Origin of the sequence: uncultured Zoogloea sp., from assembly GCF_937894855.1 — a bacterium.
GTDB classification, from domain to species: Bacteria; Pseudomonadota; Gammaproteobacteria; order Burkholderiales; family Rhodocyclaceae; genus Zoogloea; species Zoogloea oryzae.
This window is the reverse complement of the sequence record NZ_CALAYQ010000035.1, coordinates 1-20,614: the sequence shown is the minus strand read 5'-3', so window position 1 is coordinate 20,614 and position 20,614 is coordinate 1. Positions and strand designations below refer to the sequence as shown.

Annotated in this window: 15 protein-coding genes and 1 pseudogene; 15 read left to right on the top strand and 1 reads right to left on the bottom strand. The window is 63.2% G+C overall.

Annotated elements, in window-relative coordinates; all coding sequences use genetic code 11:
- The first annotated feature begins 3 nt into the window (after positions 1-3).
- From Q0672_RS03670 to Q0672_RS03600, 15 genes are all read left to right on the top strand, one after another.
- Positions 4-2,358: a glycoside hydrolase family 99-like domain-containing protein gene (locus Q0672_RS03670; protein ID WP_298619847.1), complete on the top strand. Its 2,355-nt coding sequence runs from the start codon at positions 4-6 to the stop codon at positions 2,356-2,358.
- Positions 2,258-2,704, top strand: coding sequence for a glycoside hydrolase family 99-like domain-containing protein (locus Q0672_RS03665; protein WP_367179929.1), 447 nt, complete (start codon positions 2,258-2,260; stop codon positions 2,702-2,704). Before Q0672_RS03670 ends, Q0672_RS03665 begins: the two co-directional genes overlap by 101 nt.
- Before the next feature lie 99 nt (positions 2,705-2,803).
- Complete coding sequence (locus Q0672_RS03660) at positions 2,804-5,512, top strand: acyltransferase family protein (protein WP_298619845.1); 2,709 nt, start codon at positions 2,804-2,806, stop codon at positions 5,510-5,512.
- Between the two features lie 58 nt (positions 5,513-5,570).
- A complete protein-coding gene (locus Q0672_RS03655) occupies positions 5,571-7,235 on the top strand; it encodes a hypothetical protein (RefSeq protein WP_298619843.1) in 1,665 nt (554 codons plus the stop codon).
- A 63-nt stretch (positions 7,236-7,298) separates the two neighbouring features.
- Positions 7,299-8,237, top strand: a complete 939-nt coding sequence (rfaE1, locus tag Q0672_RS03650) for a D-glycero-beta-D-manno-heptose-7-phosphate kinase (RefSeq protein ID WP_298619841.1) — start codon at positions 7,299-7,301, stop codon at positions 8,235-8,237.
- Between the two features lie 9 nt (positions 8,238-8,246).
- Entirely contained in the window at positions 8,247-9,248 is a 1,002-nt protein-coding gene (gene rfaD, locus Q0672_RS03645) for an ADP-glyceromanno-heptose 6-epimerase (protein ID WP_298619805.1), read from the top strand.
- Positions 9,249-9,261: 13 nt separating this feature from the next.
- Complete coding sequence (locus Q0672_RS03640; protein WP_298619802.1) at positions 9,262-9,858, top strand: SIS domain-containing protein; 597 nt, start codon at positions 9,262-9,264, stop codon at positions 9,856-9,858.
- Between the two features lie 70 nt (positions 9,859-9,928).
- The gene (locus tag Q0672_RS03635) at positions 9,929-11,362 is read left to right on the top strand and encodes a UbiA family prenyltransferase (protein ID WP_298619800.1); all 1,434 of its coding nucleotides are present in this window, start codon (positions 9,929-9,931) and stop codon (positions 11,360-11,362) included.
- Complete coding sequence (locus Q0672_RS03630) at positions 11,359-12,681, top strand: FAD-binding oxidoreductase (RefSeq protein WP_298619798.1); 1,323 nt, start codon at positions 11,359-11,361, stop codon at positions 12,679-12,681. The genes Q0672_RS03635 and Q0672_RS03630 overlap by 4 nt, the downstream gene beginning before the upstream one ends.
- Complete coding sequence (locus Q0672_RS03625) at positions 12,678-13,415, top strand: SDR family oxidoreductase (protein WP_298619796.1); 738 nt, start codon at positions 12,678-12,680, stop codon at positions 13,413-13,415. Before Q0672_RS03630 ends, Q0672_RS03625 begins: the two co-directional genes overlap by 4 nt.
- Positions 13,416-13,470: 55 nt before the next feature.
- A complete protein-coding gene (locus Q0672_RS03620; protein WP_284187344.1) occupies positions 13,471-14,409 on the top strand; it encodes an NAD(P)-dependent oxidoreductase in 939 nt (312 codons plus the stop codon).
- A 3-nt stretch (positions 14,410-14,412) separates the two neighbouring features.
- A complete protein-coding gene (locus Q0672_RS03615) occupies positions 14,413-15,702 on the top strand; it encodes an NAD(P)/FAD-dependent oxidoreductase (RefSeq protein WP_298619789.1) in 1,290 nt (429 codons plus the stop codon).
- Positions 15,699-16,100, top strand: a complete 402-nt coding sequence (locus tag Q0672_RS03610) for a GtrA family protein (RefSeq protein WP_298619786.1) — start codon at positions 15,699-15,701, stop codon at positions 16,098-16,100. The genes Q0672_RS03615 and Q0672_RS03610 overlap by 4 nt, the downstream gene beginning before the upstream one ends.
- 6 nt (positions 16,101-16,106) lie before the next feature.
- Positions 16,107-17,039: a lysylphosphatidylglycerol synthase transmembrane domain-containing protein gene (locus tag Q0672_RS03605; RefSeq protein ID WP_298619783.1), complete on the top strand. Its 933-nt coding sequence runs from the start codon at positions 16,107-16,109 to the stop codon at positions 17,037-17,039.
- A 320-nt stretch (positions 17,040-17,359) separates the two neighbouring features.
- A complete protein-coding gene (locus Q0672_RS03600; RefSeq protein ID WP_298619781.1) occupies positions 17,360-19,831 on the top strand; it encodes a hypothetical protein in 2,472 nt (823 codons plus the stop codon).
- 667 nt (positions 19,832-20,498) lie between these two features.
- On the opposite strand, the pseudogene Q0672_RS03595 reads toward Q0672_RS03600, so the two are convergent.
- Positions 20,499-20,614: pseudogene (locus tag Q0672_RS03595) on the bottom strand (protein translocase subunit SecF); the annotation flags it as partial.

The window sequence follows — 20,614 nt, the reverse complement described above, 5'->3', positions numbered from 1 at the left end:
AAAATGTCCCAAGTCTGGATGAACCTTCCGCTGACACCGACCAACGATCTCGTCAAGGACGAGGCGTCGGGCACCTGGACGTCTGTCGGTGACGATCCCCAGCTTTACGTTGATCTCGAAGCCAACGGCCAGGGCGGCCTGCAGGGCTGGGTGCACATCGAGCTTGAACTCGAGTTCATCGAGAACGCCCGCCGGCCCCAGCTGTTCTGGGACGACGGTTCGGGCTTCAGCGAGAGCAAGACCTGCCTGATGCCGCTGCCGGTGGGCGGGCGCAGCAGCCTGTTCCTGTTCTTCCACTACCCGCTGCGCGCGCTGCGGGTCGATCCGACCAACTGCGAGGCGAAGTTTCGCCTCGGCTCGCTGAAGGTGCGGCGCACCTCGCGGGTGGCGGCCGCTGCCTCGGCGGCGCGGCCCTACGTGCGCCGGGCGATCAAGAACCCGGGCCTGTACTGGCGCTTCGGCCGCGACGTGGTCGAACTGTGGCGCCTGAAGGGCTCGCACTCGGTGCGCCTGGCGGTGCAGGAGCTCATCTCCACCCAGAGCGGCGCCCAGATGCGCCAGTACGTGGGCACCCAGCTGGCCTTTGCCCGTCAGGGCATCGGCCGCAGCAAGTCCGAAGGGCGCAGCGGCGGCGGGGCGGTGAGCTTCGGCCACGGCCGGATGAAGAGCGCCGGCAAGAGCGAACGCATGCACATCGGCATCGGCCTCGTCGAGCACTTCGGCGACATCGTGGCCTGCGAGCCGGTGGTGCGTCACCTGCGCAAGCAGTACCCGGATGCCGAGATCTCGTGGGTGGTGCGCGACATCTTCCGCGAGCTGATCGACAACCATCCCGAGATCGACAACACCATCGCAGTCGACTGCCTGACCGACTGGATCAAGTGGCGCTCCCATGGCGCCTTCGACAAGATCGTCGACCTCCACGTGAATGGCCGCATCTGTCAGAGCTGCCGGATTCCCCTCAACAAGACCGAGGGCGATCTCACCATCACCGGCGACACCCATTTTGTTCACGGCAACCTGCTGCAGGCCATGACCAAGGGCGCCGGCCTCGAAGTGCCCGACGACGCGCCGCGCATCTACATCCCGGAAGTGGCCCGCACCACCGTCGATGGCCTGGGCCTGCCCGAGCGTTACGTGGTCTTCCACACCAAGTCGAACGCCGACGAGAAGGACTGGAACTTCGCCAACTGGAAGCGTCTCGCCCTCGAAGTCATCGAGATGGGCTACGACGTGGTCGAGATCGGCCTGTCGCCGAACATCCACGACGTGCCCAAGGGCTACCACAACTTCTGCGGCCGCACGACGCTGCTGGAGGCCGCCGAGATCATCCGCCGCGCCGCGCTGTTCGTCGGCGTCGAGAGCGGCCCCGGCCACTTCGCCAACGCGGTGGGCACCCGCTCGGTGATCCTCATCGGCCAGCTCCAGCGCTTCAAGACCTACAACCCCTACAGCGGCGATTTCGGCAAGGAAAAGAACATCATCTTCGCCCGCAACTCCGATGGCCCCGCCGCTGCGCTGGGCTACGAGCCGGTGCGCGACGCGGTGGTGAAGGGCCTGGGCGAGGGCGCTGCGGCGCCGGTAGCGGCCGTCTCGGTGGTCGAGCCGGCCAGGCCGACGGCGAGCCAGGACGTCGATCCGCGCCTGATCGCCTTCTACCTGCCCCAGTACCACCCGATCCCCGAGAACGACCACGCCTGGGGCAAGGGCTTCACCGAATGGCGCAACGTGGGCAAGTCCGGCGCCTTCTACGAAGGCCAGTACCAGCCGCGCCTGCCGGGCGAACTCGGCTACTACGACCTGCGCCTGCCGGAAGTCATGGAGCATCAGGCCGAGCTGGCCAAGGCCCACGGCATCCACGGCTTCTGCTACTACTACTACTGGTTCAACGGTCGGCGCCTGCTCAACAAGCCCCTCGACCAGATGCTGCGCAGCCGCAAGCCGGACATGCCCTTCTGCTTCTGCTGGGCCAACGAAAACTGGACCCGCCGCTGGGACGGCATGTCGAAGGAGATCATCGTTCCGCAGAACCACTGCCCGGAAGACGACCTCGCCTTCATCCGCAACCTCTTCCCGGCCTTCGAAGACCCCCGCTACATCCGCGTCGACGGCAAGCCGCTGTTGATCGTCTATCGCACCGATCTGTTCCCCGATCCGGCGATGACCGCCGAGCTGTGGCGCAACGAGGCCCGGAAGGCCGGCTTCGGCGATCTCTACCTGCTACGCTGCGAGAGCAACGACCCCTTCACCACGCCGGATTCCATCGGCTTCGACGCCTCCTACGAGGTGCCGACCTTCATCCTGCCGGACGAGCTCAAGCTCGACGACCTGGGCCCGCTCAAGGTGTCGCCGGATTGATTTCGTCGGCCGCATCTTCGACTATCGCAAGATCGTCGATTACTACTGCAACCGCCCGCCGGTTCCGTACAAGCGCTACCGCGACCCGATGCTGGCCTGGGACAACACCCCGCGCCACGGCAACCGCGCCACGATCTACCACAACGTGACGCCGGAGCTCTACGAGCGCTGGATGCGCGACTGCTATGAAGATGCCCGCCGCAAGTTCGTCGGCGAGGAGCGGCTGGTGTTCGTGAACGCCTGGAACGAGTGGGCCGAAGGTTCGTATCTGGAACCCGACCTGAAGTTTGGCCGGGCCTATCTGGAGGCGACTGCCCGAGCGGTGGGCCATCCTCTGGGCCGCTGAGCGGCGAGGACGCCATTTTCCCCGTTCGAGGTTTCCCGCCACGGCCCCCAGCCGGACGTGGCGGGGTCGCCTGAAGGCACTGCAGAGACAGGATCGGCCATGTTCTATTCCATCAACTTCCTCCGGTTCATCGCCAGCGTGGGCGTGGTGATCCACCACGCCCTCGGCTTTACGGGCACCCAGATCAGCGTGGGTGCGGCCGGCGTGGATGTGTTCTTCATCATCAGCGGGATCGTCATCGGTTTCTCCACCGGAGAAAAGACGACCCCCTATGCGTTCTTCGCCAAGCGTTTCATCCGGGTTCTGCCCTTGTACTGGCTGGCGACCTTTGCCTACCTGGGCTTCAAGTTCCTCGAGTGGAACGACCTGCCCCAGTCCGAGACATTCTGGCGCTCGATGCTGCTGTGGCCGGATTTCGGGACCGGCTGGCACCCGATCTACTACCCGGGTTGGACGCTGGGCTATGAGCTGTTCTTCTATCTGGTCTTTGGCACGATCTTCACCTTTGCCCGAAAGAACGCCGCCGCCCTCTGTGCGCTGGTGATGTGCTGCGTGTCGCTGGTGCTGATCCCGGTGCCGGGCAAGACGGGTGTCCATTTCGATAGCCGTCTGTGCTTCGAGTTCGTGTTTGGTCTGATCTTTGCCCACCTGTTCCTGAAGCGCCGGATGGTCATCGATCCGAAGCTCGGGACGGCCAGCGCCGTGGCGGCGCTCGTCATCTTCAGCCTCAACTACACCTCGAACGGGATCGACCGCGTGCTTGCCTGGGGCGTGCCGAGCCTGCTGCTCGTGATCGGTCTGTTCGCCCACGAGCGCTCGCCTTTCTTCCGTCGTCGTTTTGCCGTGATCCTGGGGGACGCCAGCTACTCCGTCTATCTCGTGCATATCACTGTCATCGAGTTCATCCTCGAGACGCTCAAGCGTAACGACGTCTCCGCTGAGGCGATCAAGGCACAGTGGCCGCTCACGCTGTTGGTGCTGGTGGGGGCGTCGGTGGCTGTCGGCGTGATGGTTCACCGATTCGTGGAACAGCCTCTCCTCGAATACCTGCGCCGCGTGCTGCTCGGCGGTGAGCGGTTGAAGACGCCGGTTGCCGATGTCGAGGCCGTCCTGCCGGTGGCGGAGGCGCCCGCGGACGTGCTCCCCGAGCCTGCTCCGTCGCCGGTCGTGCCGGCTGTTGCCGCGCCCAAGCCAGAGCCCGTTGCCGCACCGCCGCGCGTCCGCAAGCCGGTGGTTGTCGATGAGCGTCGTCTGCCGCTCCGGCTCGACTGGAAGCCGCTCGCGCTGCCCGTCCTGCTGGTCGGGGTCTTCCTGGCGTGGGTCATCTCCCGCGCCTTCGACTGGCCTCAGGCGGACGATTTCCTCCTCGTTGACTGGTTTCGTCGGCTCTTCATCACCGGCGAACTGGGCATTGGTGACGTGCTGACGCTCAAGAACGGACCGCACCCGGTCGGCTTCCAGGCCCTCGTCACGGTGCTGCTCTTCAAGGTCTTCGGGGTCAGCTTCAACCTGCTGGTGGGGCTCAACCTGCTCATCGCGGCCGCCTGCGGGCTGCTCCTCTCGGCCCTCGTGCTGTCCGACAGCAACAGCCGTCTCGTGAGATGGGTTGCGCCCGTCCTGCTGATGGTCGTCTTCCTGCATCCGATCCAGATGAACCACCTGGTGTGGCCTTTCGAGCTCGGGTTGTTCATGGTCAGCCTGGCCCTGGTGGCGAACGTGGCGCTGGTGGAATTCCGTGGTGTCCGGGCGGTTCCGTGGGTCGCCGCGGTGTGCCTGCTGGGCACCATGTCCACCGGACAAGGTGGTTTCCTGTGGGTGCTGGCGGGCCTGCACTTCCTGCTCTTCGGCGGCCCCGGGCGTTATGGCCGGGCCGGCGGCTTCCTGATGGCGTTCGTGGTGGTTTCGGCCTACCTGACGTCCAGCACCGGTGAAGTGAGCGGGCTGATGAACGATGGGGTCGGCGGCTTGATCCTTTACTTCGCGCAGCTGTTCGGTGGCGTCTTCGGTGTGCGCGGCACGCGCAGCACCTGGGTGCTCGGCGCGCTGGTGCTGGCTGTCGCCCTTGGCCTGGCAGTGGCCGCCATCGTTCGTCGGCAGGCAGCCCGGCCGATCGAGCGGGCGGGCGTGGTGCTGGTGGCAGGCGCCTTGCTGATGGCGGTCGGTTTCACACTGGCGCGCTACAAGTTCGGCATCGTGTGGGCGCTCGACCGTTTCCACGCAGCGCCGCTGCTGGTGCCGGTGCTGGCGGGCATCGTGCTGCTCGCGTCCCGCTATTTCGAGACGGGCGCATCCCTCGCGGCGCGCGGCCTTGCCTTGTTCGCCCAGGCCGGCGTTGTGGCAAGCGTGGTGATGGCGGTTCCGTACGCCACGGGGCGTTTCGACGAGCAGATCACCGCCCGGGGCTTCGGCATGGCCGTGGCGTGCGATCAGCAGGACGACCCTTACCTGGAAACCTCGGCGAGCGGCCTGGCCGACTGGAGCTTCTTCCTGCTGACCAAGAACCGTGACGTCCTGGCGCCCCTGTGTACCGACCGGCTGCCGGTCGATGCCCGTGCGTTGCTGAAGCTGCCGGACGACTTCGCTGGCTGGATCAGCCGCGAGCCGGCCACCGCCGATGGCCTGACCGCCCTGTGGCGGATCTACCAGACCCACGGCGACCTGCAGCGGGCTTTCCCGCCGAGCCAGCCCGACGTGGGCAAGAACCTGCTCATGTTTGCACGCAACAACGCGCTGACTGGCAGCCAGTACGAGAAGGACGTCCTTGGGCCCCATGCAGACCTTTACGTCCGGCTGCACGACGCCAAGTGATGGTGCTGATGAATGAACCGGCAGGCTTCCACCGGGCAAATCGTGGTGAGGTGAATTGATGACTGAAAACAACCTGGCTGTGACCGCTTATCCCGGTCGTGCACAATGGGTCGGCGCCGGCGCCGTTGTCGGGCTGGCCTTCCTGCTGTGCCTGTACTTCGTGCTGGCCTTCGGGGTGAATGTTCCGTTCTGGGATGAATGGGAGCTGCTGGCCCGCTTCCGCGAGATCTACGCCGGACGGATGAACTGGTGGGATCTCGCCCTCAGCAAGCACAACGAGCACCTCATCGGCTTTGCCTTCCTGGTGGGCAGCCTGCAACTGCTGCTGAGCGGTTTCGATTCAAAGCTGCAGCTGGTGTCGGGCGTGCTGATCCAGGCCCTGGCCTTCGGCATCATGGCCGCGGCGCTGTGGCGCAGCGTGCCGGAAGACCGCCGGCCGCTGTGGCTGGCCCTGTCGTCGCTGATCTGGTTCTCCCTGTCCCAGCACAAGAACCTGCTGTGGGGGTTTCAGACCGCGTGGTTCCTGGTCACCCTGCTGCTGGCGATCACCCTGGCGTGCCTGCATCGGGCCAAGAACCTTGAAGGCCGTGCCGGCGCCGGTCAGTGGGTGGCCCTGGCGGCGGCCAGCGCGCTGCTGGCGAGCTTCACGTCCACCCAGGGGGTGATCGTGTGGCTGGCGGCAGCGGTGTATCTGCTGGTGCGCGAGAGCTATCAGCTCGGCGCCTTCTTCCGCAGCCGCATCAGCCGTCTGTGGATGGTGGCGGCGGTGCTGGCCGGTGGCGCCTTCGTGTCCGTCTGGCTGCTCAAGGGCGGCGGCGGTGCGGGCGGCGGCGGCGACTTCTCGATGCGCGCCTTCGGCTACATCTTCGTGGGCATCCACGGCGCCTTCCTGGGCGACGTGGGCGTGCTGGGCGTGGCTGGCTTTGGGGCGGTGATGCTGGTCTTCGTGGGGCTCGCCCTCATCAAGGCGCTGGCCGCCCAGGACAAGGCGGGCTACGCGCTGCCGGTGGCGCTGATCGTCTTCGGGCTGGTGTTCGTGCTGCTGGTGGCCATCGGCCGCGCCAAGTTCGGCACCGGCGCTGCCCGCGATCCCCACTACACCGCCTATTCGCTGATGACCTTCTTCGGCGCGCTGACGATCTTCCTGCGCCGGGACGCCGCCGTGGCGGGCCGGGGCCTGATCGGGCTCGGTGCCGCGCTGTTCCCGGCGATGGTCGTGGTGGCCACCTTCGCATCCACCTACGACGCCGTGCTCAAGGGCATCGACTGGCGGCGCAGCCAGGGCCTGTCGGCCGCGACGCTGCTGAAGTTCCGTGATGCGCCTGATTTCGTCCTCGCCAGCCTGCTGTTCGGTGACGCGGGGCTGGTCCGCAGGAATGCCGAGTTCCTCGAATCGAACCGCCTCGGCGTGTTTGGCGATCCTCACCCGGTGCCCGAGGCGGTCAAGCCCTACGTCGACATGCCGCCGACCCTCGTCGCGTGGCAGGAGCGCTATCCGGATCGAAAGGCGGCCATCGTCCGAGCCTGGTGGGTGTATCAGATCGGCAACGACCTGCGCCGGGCTTTTGACCCGATGGCGGGCGATTTCGCCGAGCGCCTGATGGGGTGGTCCTACGGCGCATCGCGGGATGGCGACCACTACCTGAGTACCCACCTCAAGGATTTCGCGGCGGACTTCGAGGCCATGCACAAGGCCGAGGATGCGCGGAAGTCTGTAAAATAATGACGCTATGGTCGGTTCCGCTGATGCGGTGCTCCGGCATGTATGCAATTCGAAAGGATAGGGGTGCAGACCTGTTCAAAATTTGAGCCGCGCAACTGCCGGGTGCTGGTGGTTGGTGACGTGATGCTGGACCGCTACTGGTTTGGCGAGGTGAACCGGATTTCCCCCGAGGCGCCGGTGCCCATCGTGAAGGTGGGGCGCACCGAGGAGCGTCTTGGCGGGGCGGCCAACGTGGCGCGCAATGCGGCGGCCCTGGGTGCGCAGACCACCCTGCTGTCGGTGATCGGCTGCGACGAGGCGGGGGCGATCCTCCGTCGGCTGCTCGTCGAAGGCGGCATCGAGGCGTCCCTCAAGGAAGACCAGGAGTTCGACACCATCGTCAAGCTGCGGGTCATCGGCCGGCAACAGCAGCTCTTACGCATCGATTTCGAGACCACGCCGTCCCACGAGATCCTCCAGGCCAAGCTCGCCGAGTTTGCCCAGCGGGTGGCCGAGAGCGATGTGGTGATTTTGTCCGACTACGGCAAGGGCGGCCTCGCCCACATCGGCGAGATGATCCGCATCGCCCGTGCTGTCGGCAAGCCGGTGCTGGTCGACCCGAAAGGCGGCGACTACAGCAAGTACGCCGGCGCGACCGTCATCACCCCCAACCGCGCCGAACTGCGCGAGGTGGTTGGCGACTGGTCGTCCGAAGAGGAACTCGTCGCCAAGTCGCACAAGCTGCGTGCTGAGCTGGGCATTGATGCGCTGCTGCTCACTCGCAGCGAGGAGGGCATGACGCTCTTCACCGCCGATCAGGTGGTCAGCCACAAGGCTGAGGCGCGGGAGGTGTTCGACGTCTCCGGCGCCGGCGATACGGTGATCGCCACCCTCGGCGCCATGCTGGGGTCGGGCGCAGACTGGGCAGAAGCCATCCGGGTGGCAAACGTCGCGGCGGGCATCGTCGTCGGCAAACTGGGAACGGCCGTCGTCTCGCGGGAAGAACTCGCGGCGGCCCTGTAAGGGAACAACATGCATATCGTGGTTACCGGCGCAGCCGGCTTCATCGGCGCCAACATCGTCAAGGCCCTCAACGAGCGCGGGCTGACGAAGATCATCGTCGTGGACAACCTCTCCAAGGCCGACAAGTTCAAGAACCTCATCGACTGCGACATCGTCGACTACCTGGACAAGCAGGATTTCCTCGCCCGCCTCAAGGCCGGCGAGTTCGACGGCAAGGTCTCGGCGATCTTCCATGAGGGCGCGTGCTCCGACACCATGGAGACCGACGGGCGCTACATGATGGAGAACAACTACCGGTACTCCCTCGCGCTGCTCGACTGGTGCCAGGCCCAGGGCGCGCAGTTCCTGTATGCCTCCAGTGCCGCCACCTACGGCGCCAGCACTGTGTTCAAGGAGGAGCGCCAGTACGAAGGCCCGCTCAACGTCTATGGCTACTCCAAGTTCCTGTTCGACCAGATCGTGCGCCAGCGTCTGGCGGCCGGGGCCACCTCGCAGATCGTCGGCTTCCGCTACTTCAACGTCTATGGCCCGCGGGAATCCCACAAGGGCCGCATGGCGTCGGTGGCCTTCCACAACTTCAACCAGTTCCGGGCCGAAGGCAAGGTGAAGCTCTTCGAGGGCTCCCACGGCTATCCGGACGGCGGCCAGATGCGCGACTTCGTGTTTGTCGGCGACGTGGCCAAGGTCAACCTGTTCTTCTTCGACAATCCGGGCAAGTCGGGCATCTTCAACCTTGGCTCCGGTCGCGCCCAGAGCTTCAACGACGTGGCCGTGGCGGCCGCCAATGGCTGCCGCCGTGCCGCCGGCGAGGCACCTCTGTCCTTAGCCGATCTTCGGGAGCAGGGCGTGCTCGAATACGTCGCCTTCCCCGAAGCCCTCAAGGGCAAATACCAGGCCTTCACCCAGGCCGACCTCACCCGTCTGCGGGCCGCCGGTTACGAGGCGCCGATGACCACCGTCGAAGACGGCGTGGCGCAGTACGTGGATTGGCTTAACAGTTGCAATGCCTGAGGCCGGAAGCGACATGGGAGCCATGGAATCGGTGGTGATGGCCAGCCTGCGCGAGGCGCGGCAGGCCCTGGACGCAATGCTCGACAGCCCGGCCGTGGTGGCCGCGGTGGCCCGGGCCGGCTCGGCGCTGGCCAAGGCGCTGGACGCTGGCGGGCGGGTGTATTCGTGCGGTAACGGCGGCTCGATGTGCGACGCGATGCACTTCGCCGAAGAGCTCTCCGGCCGCTACCGGCAGGATCGCCCGGCCCTCGGTGCCGCGGCGATCAGCGATGTGGGCCACCTGACCTGCGTCGGCAACGACTACGGCTACGACCGGGTCTTCGCCCGCTACGTCGAGGGCCACGGTCGCGCCGGTGACTTCCTGCTCGCCATCAGCACCAGCGGCTCGAGCCCCTCGGTGCTCAACGCCGTGGCGGCAGCCCGGGCCCGGGGCATGCAGGTGATCGGCCTGCACGGCCGGCCGGGTTCGCCCCTCGCCCAGATTTGCGACTTCGACATCTGCACACCCGCTGGCGCTTTTGCCGACCGGGTCCAGGAATGTCACATCAAGGTGATACACATCCTGATCGAGATCGTCGAGCGCCAGCTTTTTCCACAGAACTACGCGTGACGGCGTAGCGCGCCGCACCGGTATGGAGAGCCGTACATTTGAATTGCCTGCTGGATTTCGAGGGGATGCGATGAGCGACGACGCAAACATCCCCCTCTGCGTCGACCTCGACGGCACGCTGCTGGATTCCGATCTGCTGGTCGAAGCCGGGCTGGCCTTCGTCCGCGCCAATCCGCTGCGGGCGCTGGCGCCGGTGGGCTGGCTGGCGTCGGGCGGCAAGATCGGGCTGAAGGCGCGCATCGCCAGCGAGGTGGATCTCGACGTCACCTGCCTGCCCTACAACAAGGCGGTGCTGGCGGTGATCGAGGCGGAGAAGGCCAAAGGGCGGCAGATCGTCCTCGCGACCGCCAGCCACATCAGCTACGCCCGGCGCATCGCCGAGCACCTGCAGGTCTTCGACAGGGTGCTGGGTACCGAGGATGTAAACCTCTCGTCCCGCCGCAAGGCCGAGCGCCTGATCGCCGACTACGGCGACAAGGGCTTCGACTACATGGGCAACTCGTCGGTCGATCTGCCGGTCTGGAAGCACTCCCGAAAGGCCTGGGTGGTCAATGCCTCAAAGGCGGTGGTACGGCTGGCCGAAGGGCAGGGCAACGTCGAGAAAGTGATCGACACCCGCGGCAACGTGCTGCTCACCTGGGCCAAGGCGCTGCGCTTCCACCAGTGGATGAAGAACCTGCTGGTCTTCGCGCCGCTGCTGGCCGCCCATCAGGTCGGCCACCTCGATCTGGTGCTGCGCGGCATCTTCACCTTCTTCGTCTTCGGGCTGTGCGCGTCCAGCGTGTATGTGCTGAACGATCTGCTCGACCTGCCCGACGACCGCCATCACCCCACCAAGCGCAACCGGCCCTTCGCCGCCGGGAAGCTGTCGGTGTTTGCCGGGCTGGCGGTGGCGCCGCTGTTGCTGATCGCCGCCTTTGGCGGTGCGCTGTGGCTGCTGCCCTGGAAATTCACCGCCACGCTGGCCACTTACTACGTGCTCACCCTGGCGTATTCGCTGGTGCTCAAGCGCGTGATGATGGTCGATGTGATCGCCCTCGGGATGCTCTACACCATCCGCATTGTCGGCGGCGCCTTCGCTTTCGGGCTCGATCTGACGTTCTGGATCCTGGCCTTCTCGATGTTCATCTTCCTCAGCCTGGCGCTGGTCAAGCGCTATGCCGAGCTGGTGGATGCCCGCAAGAAGGGTAAGGAGGCCAAGGCCCGCGGGCGCGGCTACTCCCCGTCGGATCTGGAAATGCTGTCGTCCCTCGGCGCCGCATCCGGCTACCTGTCGGTGATGGTGCTGGCCCTGTACATCCAGGATGAGCACACTATTTCCTTGTACCGACACCCCGAGTTCATCTGGCTGAGCTGCCCGCTGCTGCTGTTCTGGGTGTCGCGCACCTGGATGCTCACCCATCGGGGCGAGATGCACGACGACCCGGTGGTCTTCGCGATCAAGGATCGGGTGAGTCTGGTGGTCGGCGTGCTGTTCGGTGTGATCTTCTGGATGGCCCGATGAGCATCGGCAAGCTGAGCTCCTGGGGCCGCTACCCGCGCTTCCCGCAAACCGGCCACGGCATCGGCTGGCGCTCTGAAGTGCCGGGCGAGCTCGCCCGCGTGGCAGCCGAGCACGGCACGCTGCTGCCCTTCGGCAATGGCCGCAGCTACGGCGACAGCTGCCTCGCGACGAGCGATCAGGTGCTCCATCTGCGCCCCCTCGACCGCTTCATCAGCGCCGACTGGCAGACCGGCATCATCCGCGCCGAAGCCGGCGTGACGCTCGACGAAGTGCTGCGGCTGGCGATTCCCCGCGGCTGGTTCCTGTTGGTCACGCCGGGTACCAAGTTCGCCACCCTCGGCGGCGCCGTCGCCAACGATGTGCACGGCAAGAACCACCACGTGCGCGGCAGTTTCGGCTGCCACGTGCGGCGCTTCGGGCTGGTGCGCTCGGATCGCGGCCGGCTCGAGGTCGCCCCCGGCGACGCCGACGGCCTCTTCGCCGCCACCATCGGCGGGCTCGGGCTCACCGGCATCATCGACTGGGTCGAGCTGCAGCTCATGCCCATCAAGAGCAGCCTCGTCGATGTGGTGAACATCCGCTTCAATTCGCTGGACGAGTTCTTTGCCCTCTCGCGGGAGCTCGACGGCCAGCACGAATACGCCGTGGCCTGGATCGACTGCGCCGCCCGCGGCGCATCGGCGGGGCGGGGCATCTACATGGTGGGCGACCACGCGCCGGAAGGCGGGCTCGCCTACGACGACAAGCCCAAGCTCAGTGTGCCGCTGGTGCCGCCCATCTCGGCGATCAACTCGGTGTCGCTGCGGGTCTTCAACCACTTTTATTACAACGCCGCCAAGCCCGGCCGGCACCCGGGGCGCGTGGGCTACGAGCCGTACTTCTATCCCCTCGACCGCATCCTCCACTGGAACCGCATTTACGGCCCCAAGGGCTTCCAGCAGTACCAGTGCGTGATCCCGGAATCCGCTGGCGGCGCGGCCATCGGCGACATGCTGGACGCCATCGCCGCGGCCCACAGCGGCTCCTTCCTGGCGGTGCTCAAGCGCTTCGGCGACGTGGCCTCGCCGGGCCTGTTGTCCTTCCCCGAGGCTGGCGCCACGCTGGCCCTGGATTTTCCCGAGCACGGCGACGCCACCGCGAAGCTCTTCGCCAACCTCGACGCCATCGTGCGCGCCGCCGGCGGACGCATCTACCCGGCCAAGGACGCCCACATGGGCGGCGAGTTCTTCCGCGCCTGCTACCCCCAATGGACACAGCTCGAAGCCCTGCGCGATCCGGCCCTGTGCTCCCGTTTCTGGAAACGAGTCACCCAAGCATGAAAAACATCCTGATCGTCGGCGCCACATCCGCCATTGCCGCTGCCTGCGCGAGGCGCTGGTGCGAGGGCGGGGCGCGCTTCTACCTCGTCGGCCGCAATGCCGACAAGCTCCGCCAGGTGGCGGATGATCTGTCGGCTCGTGGCGCCGAGGTGCACACCTGCGAGCTCGACCTGAACTTCCTCGAAAGCCACGCCAGCCTGGTGCGCGAAGCCTTCGCCTGGCTCGGCCGGGTCGATGTGGTGCTCGTTGCCCATGGCACCCTGCCTGACCAGAAAGCCTGCGAGCAGGACGCCGAGCTGGCGATCCGCGAATTCACCAGCAACGGCCTGTCGGTCATCAGCCTGCTCACCCATCTGGCCAACCCGATGGAAGCCCAGGGCTCCGGCAGCATTGGCGTGATCTCGTCGGTGGCGGGCGACCGCGGCCGGCCGTCCAACTATCTGTACGGCTCCGCCAAGAGCGCCGTCACCGCGTTTTGCGGTGGCCTGCGGGCGCGGCTGTTCAAGGCCGGCGTCAATCTCACCACCATCAAGCCGGGCTTCGTGGATACGCCGATGACCAAGGGCCTGCCGCTCCCGGCGCCCCTGGTGGCGACGCCGGAGCAGGTGGCCGCCGACATCGCCAAGGCCATGGACGCCGGCAAGGGCACGCTCTACACCCGCTGGTTCTGGCGCTACATCATGCTCATCATCATCCACATCCCGGATCGCATCTTCCGCAAGATGAGCATGTGACGCGCGCCGGCCCGTCATCCCGAATTCCGTAACGCAGAAATCCAAGCCGACACCCATGAACAAGAACATGAAGATCGTCCTGCCCGGCGGCGCTGGCCTGGTGGGCCAGAACCTCGTCGCGCAGCTCAAGCGCCAGGGTTATACCAACCTGGTGGTGCTCGACAAGCACGTCACCAACCTGGGCATCCTGCGCAAGATGCACCCGGACATCGTCGCCGAGCTCGTCGACCTCGCCGACCGCGGCGACTGGGAGAAGCACCTCGCCGGCGCCGAAGTGGTGGTGATGCTCCAGGCCCAGATCGGCGGCACCGACTACACCGAATTCGAGCGCAACAACATCACCTCGACCAAGAACGTCATCGAGGCCATGCGCGCCCATCAGGTGCCGTACTACGTGCAGATCAGCTCGTCGGTGGTCGAATCGGTGGCCGACGACTGGTACACCAACACCAAGAAGGCCCAGGAAGAGATCGCGCTGGCCAGCGGTTTCCCGCTGGTTGTGCTGCGCCCCACGCTGATGTTCGGCTGGTTCGACCGCAAGCACCTGGGCTGGCTGTCGCGCTTCATGCAGAAGGTGCCGGTGTTCCCCATTCCCGGCCACGGCCGCTACCTGCGCCAGCCGCTGTACGTGGGCGATTTCTGCCGCGTCATCATCAGCAGCATCGAGCACCGCACCCAGGGCGTGTACAACATCTCGGGGCTTGAGGAGGTCGATTACATCGACATCATCCGCGAGATCAAGAAGGCCACCAAGGCCGGCTGCTGGATCGTCAAGATTCCCTACAGCCTGTTTCACGGGCTGCTGGCCACCTGGGCGCTGTTCGACAAGAAGCCGCCCTTCACCACCCAGCAGCTCGCCGCGCTGGTGGCCCGGGATGTGTTCGAAGTCATCGACTGGCCGGGCATCTTCCAGGTCAAGGCCACGCCCTTTGCCAAGGCCATCGACGAAACCTACAACGACCCCGAGTACGGCTCGGTCGTGCTGGAGTTCTGAGCCATGGCCAAACAACGCATCGCCGTGCTCGGCGCCGGCCCGATGGGGCTGGCGGTGGCCTACCAGCTGGCCCGCGACGGACATCAGCCGATCATCTTTGAAGCCGACGACCGGGTGGGCGGCATGACCGCCACCTTCGATTTCGGTGGCCTCGACATCGAGCGCTACTACCACTTCCACTGCATCTCCGACACCGCGTTCTTCCAGGTGCTCGACGAGCTGAAGCTCGCCGACAAGATGCGCTGGGTGTCCACCAAGATGGGCTACTACTACCAGGACAAGGTGGTGCCCTGGGGCAACCCGGTGGCGCTGCTCAAGTTCCCGGGGCTCAGCCTCGTCGCAAAGTTCCGCTACGCGCTGCACGCCTTCCTGTCGGTCAAGCGCGACGACTGGAAGCCGCTGGATCACCTGGAGGCCTCCGCGTGGATCCGCCGCTGGGTGGGTGCCGAGGCCTACGAGGTGCTGTGGCGCCGGCTGTTCGACTACAAGTTCTACGACCACGTGGGGAATCTGTCTGCCGCGTGGATCTGGAGCCGCATCCGCCGCATCGGCCGCTCCCGCTACAACATCTTCAAGGAAAAGCTCGGTTATCTCGAGGGCGGCTCCAACACCTTCCTGTCGGCCATGAAGGCCGACATCGAAGCCCGCGGCGGCGAGTTCCGCTTCAGGCAGGCCGTCACCCGCGTGCGCATGGAAGGTGGGGCGGTGAAGGGCGTCGAGACGGCCCAGGGCTTCGAGGCCTTCGACCGCGTGGTGAGCACCATCCCGCTGCCCTACGTGCCCGGCGTGATGCCCGACCTGCCGGCCGACGTGCTGGCCAAGTTCAAGGCCCAGAAGAACATCGCCGTGGTGTGCGTGATCTGCAAGCTCAAGAAGCCGCTCACCGACAACTTCTGGCTCAACGTGAATGATCCGGCGATGGACATCCCCGGGCTGGTGGAATACACCAACCTGCGCCCGCTGGATCACCACATCGTGTATGTGCCTTACTACGTGCCGGGCGAGCATCCCAAGTTCCAGGAGCCCGACGAAGTCTTCCTGGCCAAGGTGAAGCGCTACCTCCAGGAGATCAACCCGGCCCTTGCGGACGATGACTTCATCGACATCCGCGCGAGCCGCTACCGCTACGCCCAGCCCATCTGCCAGCCGTCCTTCCTCGACAGCCTGCCGCCGGTGGCGTTGCCGGTGAAGGGCCTGTGGGTGGCGGATACGTCGTACTACTACCCCGAAGACCGGGGCATCTCCGAGAGCATCGGCTTCGGTCGTAACCTGGCGAAGCAGGCGGCGGCGTGATCCGTCACTTCGCGTCGCGCCAGTTTCTGGTCTTCCTGCTGACCGGCGGCTTTGCCGCTGCGGTCAACTTCGGCAGCCGCATCGTCTACAACCAGTGGACGGATTTTTCGGTGGCGGTGGTGCTGGCCTACCTCACGGGCATGGTCACCGCCTTCGTGCTGGCCAAGCTCTTCGTGTTCAAGGAGAGCACCCAGTCCGTCAAGCACTCGGCCCTGTGGTTCTGCCTGGTCAATGGGGTGGCGGTGGTGCAGACCTGGCTCATCAGCATGGGCCTCGCCTATTACCTGCTGCCCTGGCTTGGCGTCACTCGCTTCGTGCCCGAGATCGCCCATGCCGCCGGGGTGATCTTTCCGGTGTTCACCAGCTACATCGGCCACAAGCGCTTCTCCTTCCGGTAAGCGCCCATGAAGATCAGGCGCGCCATCGGCGGCTGGAGCATCGTCGCCGGGCTGTATTTCGTGGCGCTGCTGTGGGCTGATTCCAAGACCGGCGTGCTCCGCCGCCTGCCCGAACTGGCGCCCATGCTGCCGGTGCTGGTCGCCGCCACCCTGGCCTCCATCGCCCTGCGCTTTGCCCGTTGGCAGTGGCTGCTGCGCCGGGCCGGTTACGCGGTGCCGGTGGGGCACAGCCTGCTGGCCTACGTGGCCGGCTTCGCCTTCACCGCCACGCCAGGCAAGGTGGGCGAGCTGCTGCGGGTGCGCTACCTCGTCACCGCGGGCGTGCCGGCGTCGCGGGTGGTGAGCGCCTTCGTCTATGAACGCCTGTTCGATCTGGCCGCGGTGCTCCTCATCGCGCTACCGGCGGCGGCGGAATTCCATGTGTTTGGCGTCGCGGCAACCTTCGTCGGGCTGGTGTTTGGCGCCGTCGGCCTGATGGCCGCCAATCCGCGCCTGGGGCAACGGGTCGTCGTAGCTTTCCGCCGCGCCGGCATGCTGCGCATCGCCCGGGTCGTCCGCGCCATCGTCGCCGGGCTCGCCAACATCCGCCTGTGGGCCACGCTGCCGGACATGCTGCTGTCCCTCGTCGCCGGCATGGGCGCGTGGCTGGTCACGTCCTGGTCCTTCGTCTATCTGCTTGCCGCCCTTGGCATTCATCTTGAGGGCTTCAAGGCGCTGGCGCTGTTCCCAGTTGCGATGCTCGCCGGCGCCGCGTCGATGCTGCCCGGCGGGCTGGGCTCGACCGAAGCCACGCTGGTCGCATTGCTCACCCTCGGCGGCGCCGCGCTGGTACCCGCCACCCTGGCGGCCGTCGGCATCCGCCTCGCCACCCTGTGGCTGGCGACGGTGATGGGGATGGGGGCTTTTGGGTGGTTGGAGGCGCGGCGGGGGGAGGGGTAGGTGGCCGGTGATCGGCCTTAGCCGACGTTCATGCTGATGCGCTAGAATGCTGATTGTCGGCCATAAGCGGACGGTCACCTGCCTCAGTGAGCAGATGTCTGAGCGACTGCTTGAATCTAAAACATGCCAGAAAGCGTATCCCCGCCGCTCGACGACGACAGACCTAAAGTTAGGTATCACATTGACAGGCTCGCTTTGGCGAGCGATTTCGTCTCGGGGCTGAGGGTTTTCTCCACCGATTGTTAGTTAACTATACAAAATCTATAGATTTGGCAACGCGATTTTTAAGCGCATTTCAATAAACCATCCAAGATCCAAAGATGATCGACTACGAAATTGCACGTAAGAACCTTGAAGCTTTGACGCAGAGGTACGCTGAGTTCGGGGTAAAGAACGAAGCGGAAACTCGATTCCATTTCATTGATGTCTTGTTAACCGACTGTCTCGGTTGGGATAGGGCTGATATCGACCTCGAAAAATACCTCAGCGGCGAACGAAGTGATTATGAGCTTGGTAGTCCTGTCGCTCTGATTCTGGAAGCAAAACGCGACGCTGTAAGTTTCGAAATTCCTTTACGGAAACGCGGAAAGTTGCTGGTACCTTTACGACAGCTAATGGACCTTAGCGACGAAGCTCGGGGAGCCGTCGAGCAGGTGCATGGGTACTGCTCTCGACGTGGGGTTAGATATGCGGCTATTTGCAATGGCCCTCAGCTGATTGTCTTTGTCGCTGTACGCACGGATGGAAAGTCGCCACTCGAAGGGCAGGCGTTGGTCGTCGACGGGTTTGAGCAGATGCGGAAAGAATTTTCGACCATCTTTAACCTGATCTCGCCTCTTGGAGCGATGTCAAATAAGCTTCTTGCTTACCTTGACGCTCACGGTATCGTGGGAATCCCCGAAAAAATATCTACACGGTTACAGAGCCACCCATCGTTTAGGTATCAGAGTGCATCACAAAACAGCTTACGTATGGTGGCAGAACTTCTTCTTGAGGACATCGCACGTACGGCAGACCTTGAAAAACGTTTCTATCGCGAATGTTACTGCGAAAGTGGTCCATTAGCGCAGGATGCGCTGATTAGCAAAAATCTACTTAAAACCCGGTACGCGGCGCTTTTTCATCCAAGTGAGGAAGCTCCCGCGGTTGTTCCTGTTAAATCGAGGGACAAAGCTGCATCATCGGACATGCTCGCCGAGAGCTTGTCACGTCGGCCGATTATATTGCTGGGAGATGTTGGTGTAGGGAAGACCTCATTCATCAAGAATCTGATGCTTGTTGAGGCTGAAGAAGAGTTCAAACGATCAATTTATGTATATTTGGATTTGGGCGTTAATGCATTTCTGCACGATGCTTTGGAAGACTATGTGCGCAGAGAAGTGGAGCGGCAGCTTTACGAAAAATATAATATTGACACGAGCTCAGATGGCTTTATAAAAGACGTCTATCGTGAAGATATAAAGCGTTTTAAGAATGGACTGTACGGGCAATACGCTAATTCAAATCCAGCCTTGTACGAGGAGAAGCTGGTCGATTTTCTTAGCAAGAAAATTGCCGCAAGCGAAGAGCATCTGAGTTTGGCGATCAAGTACATCCAAAAGTCCACTAGCAAACAGGTGATCGTTATTTTCGACAACGTCGACCAGCGAGAACTGAATATACAACAAAAAGCGTTTATTGTTTCACAAGGTGTTGCGCAACACTGGGGGGCTATCGTTTTTCTTTCGGTGAGGCCGAATACTTTTCACCAATCCAAGCGAACCGGAGCGCTTTCGGCATATCCTAATAAGGTGTTTTATATAATGCCGCCGCGACCTGAGCTTGTATTAGAAAAACGGCTCATATTTGCTCTAAATGTCGCGGAGGGGCGCTTGCCTATCGAGTCAATATCAAGCGTCAGCTTAAACCTGGAAAGCATAGCTTGGTTTTTGAAAGCGCTTCTATACGCATTACGCAACAACCCAGCTGTTGCCGAATTTCTATCGAACATTACCGGAGGAAATGTTCGATCAATGATTGACTTTGTAACTAAGTTTACTGGCAGCCCCAATGTCGATAGCGACAAAATAATAGAGTTGTACAGGGAGACGGGGGAGTATCTCATACCTGTTCACGAGTTTTCTAAAGCCGCACTCCTTGGTGATTACTCAAACTATGATCCTCACTCATCGCTGGCTATGAATATTTTCGATGTCAGGTTTCCTGATTGTCGAGAGCATTTTTTGTGCCCTTTAATTTTGGCCTATCTCAATTACGACTCCACACACCGAAACAAAGAGGGCTTTGTTACAGCAACCAAGATAAAGCAGGAGATGCAGTCGCATGGCTTTGGGGTTGAACAGACTGAAAGTGCGCTGCGTCGAATGACAAATAAAAAATTAATTGAGACCACGCTGCGAATAACGTTTGAGGAAACGTCTGGAACGGAATGTGCGGAAAATCTAACCGACTCCTTTAGAATTACTACGATTGGAGCCTACCATCAAGTGCGCTGGTGTAATACTTTTGCATATATTGATGCAATGGTATTCGACACCCCAATCTTCGAGTCTAACGCTGCAAAGCAGTGTGGGACAGAGATTGAGTCATTTGATATTCGTCATCGATACTTTCGGGCGACGAATTTCCGCGATTATCTTTCGCACAGTTGGGATTGCGCCGGAATCGCAGCGCCGTATTTTAATTGGAAGACATTGCTCGCGGCAGGAGCTGCAACATTTGAAAGTGTTGCCAGACATATCGATGGAAGGAAGCATTCTGGCGCGTCAGTACGCGGTAGTGGTAGACGTTAGAGATTAAGAAATATTGGTATCTTATCGGGAGTCCTCGAACAAAACCAGTTGCTCGCAATAGCTACATCCGTGGCTCCGCCGCACTATACGACGGTCACCGGAGACGTGTGATATGGCTTAATTCTGAAATGTGCAAAGTGGCAGTTGTGGACCAGATAGCAGACTTTTAGTTAACTGGCTCAAACGGCCGCTCAGGCCGATAACCCGTCACTCACCTCAGTCTCAAATGGGCTTGATGGTATCGCCTGATCTGGGCGTTGATGGCGCAGTCTGGAGTGGAGTGCCCGCCGTGCCCTTGATTCGCTCTTCAGACTGGCGCACCCACCTTGCAGCATCCCAGAATCCCTTGCCTGGCACGGGTTTCGCGACGTTCGCTGGTGGCGTAGGGCGATTCACGATTCACGCCGGGCACTTTGTCGACGCTCTCCGTGCCCAGGTGGCGTCTCCCGGCGATTGCGTGGCGACGCTGGATCGTTGCGTCACATGACAAAACCTTCGAGAGGCGTGTAGCAATGATTGCGAGGCGGCTCTGGACGATTGAGTCATGCCTCCCGGAGGTTTTGTCACGTCACTCCGGCGTCGGGAGGCGGGGCTGGATGCGTGCTTGCGCCAGCGCCAAAAAAAAGGCTGCCCTGGGGCAGCCCTTGATGCTGTGCAGTGCCGGGGATCAGACCACGGCTTCCTGCTTTTCCTTCTTCACCTGCATGAACTGTTCGCGGCTCACGCCGAGCCACATGACCAGCGGGCTGGCGACGAGGACGGAGGAGTAGATGCCGAAGCAGA

What these genes read in the sequence shown, in the direction of transcription:
- Q0672_RS03670 (WP_298619847.1), top strand. Translation starts at nt 4, where the DNA reads ATGTCCCAAGTCTGGATGAACCTTCCGCTGACACCGACCAACGATCTC.
- Q0672_RS03660 (WP_298619845.1), top strand. Translation starts at nt 2,804, where the DNA reads ATGTTCTATTCCATCAACTTCCTCCGGTTCATCGCCAGCGTGGGCGTG.
- Q0672_RS03655 (WP_298619843.1), top strand. Translation starts at nt 5,571, where the DNA reads ATGACTGAAAACAACCTGGCTGTGACCGCTTATCCCGGTCGTGCACAA.
- rfaD (WP_298619805.1), top strand. Translation starts at nt 8,247, where the DNA reads ATGCATATCGTGGTTACCGGCGCAGCCGGCTTCATCGGCGCCAACATC.
- Q0672_RS03640 (WP_298619802.1), top strand. Translation starts at nt 9,262, where the DNA reads ATGGGAGCCATGGAATCGGTGGTGATGGCCAGCCTGCGCGAGGCGCGG.
- Q0672_RS03635 (WP_298619800.1), top strand. Translation starts at nt 9,929, where the DNA reads ATGAGCGACGACGCAAACATCCCCCTCTGCGTCGACCTCGACGGCACG.
- Q0672_RS03630 (WP_298619798.1), top strand. Translation starts at nt 11,359, where the DNA reads ATGAGCATCGGCAAGCTGAGCTCCTGGGGCCGCTACCCGCGCTTCCCG.
- Q0672_RS03625 (WP_298619796.1), top strand. Translation starts at nt 12,678, where the DNA reads ATGAAAAACATCCTGATCGTCGGCGCCACATCCGCCATTGCCGCTGCC.
- Q0672_RS03620 (WP_284187344.1), top strand. Translation starts at nt 13,471, where the DNA reads ATGAACAAGAACATGAAGATCGTCCTGCCCGGCGGCGCTGGCCTGGTG.
- Q0672_RS03615 (WP_298619789.1), top strand. Translation starts at nt 14,413, where the DNA reads ATGGCCAAACAACGCATCGCCGTGCTCGGCGCCGGCCCGATGGGGCTG.
- Q0672_RS03605 (WP_298619783.1), top strand. Translation starts at nt 16,107, where the DNA reads ATGAAGATCAGGCGCGCCATCGGCGGCTGGAGCATCGTCGCCGGGCTG.
- Q0672_RS03600 (WP_298619781.1), top strand. Translation starts at nt 17,360, where the DNA reads ATGATCGACTACGAAATTGCACGTAAGAACCTTGAAGCTTTGACGCAG.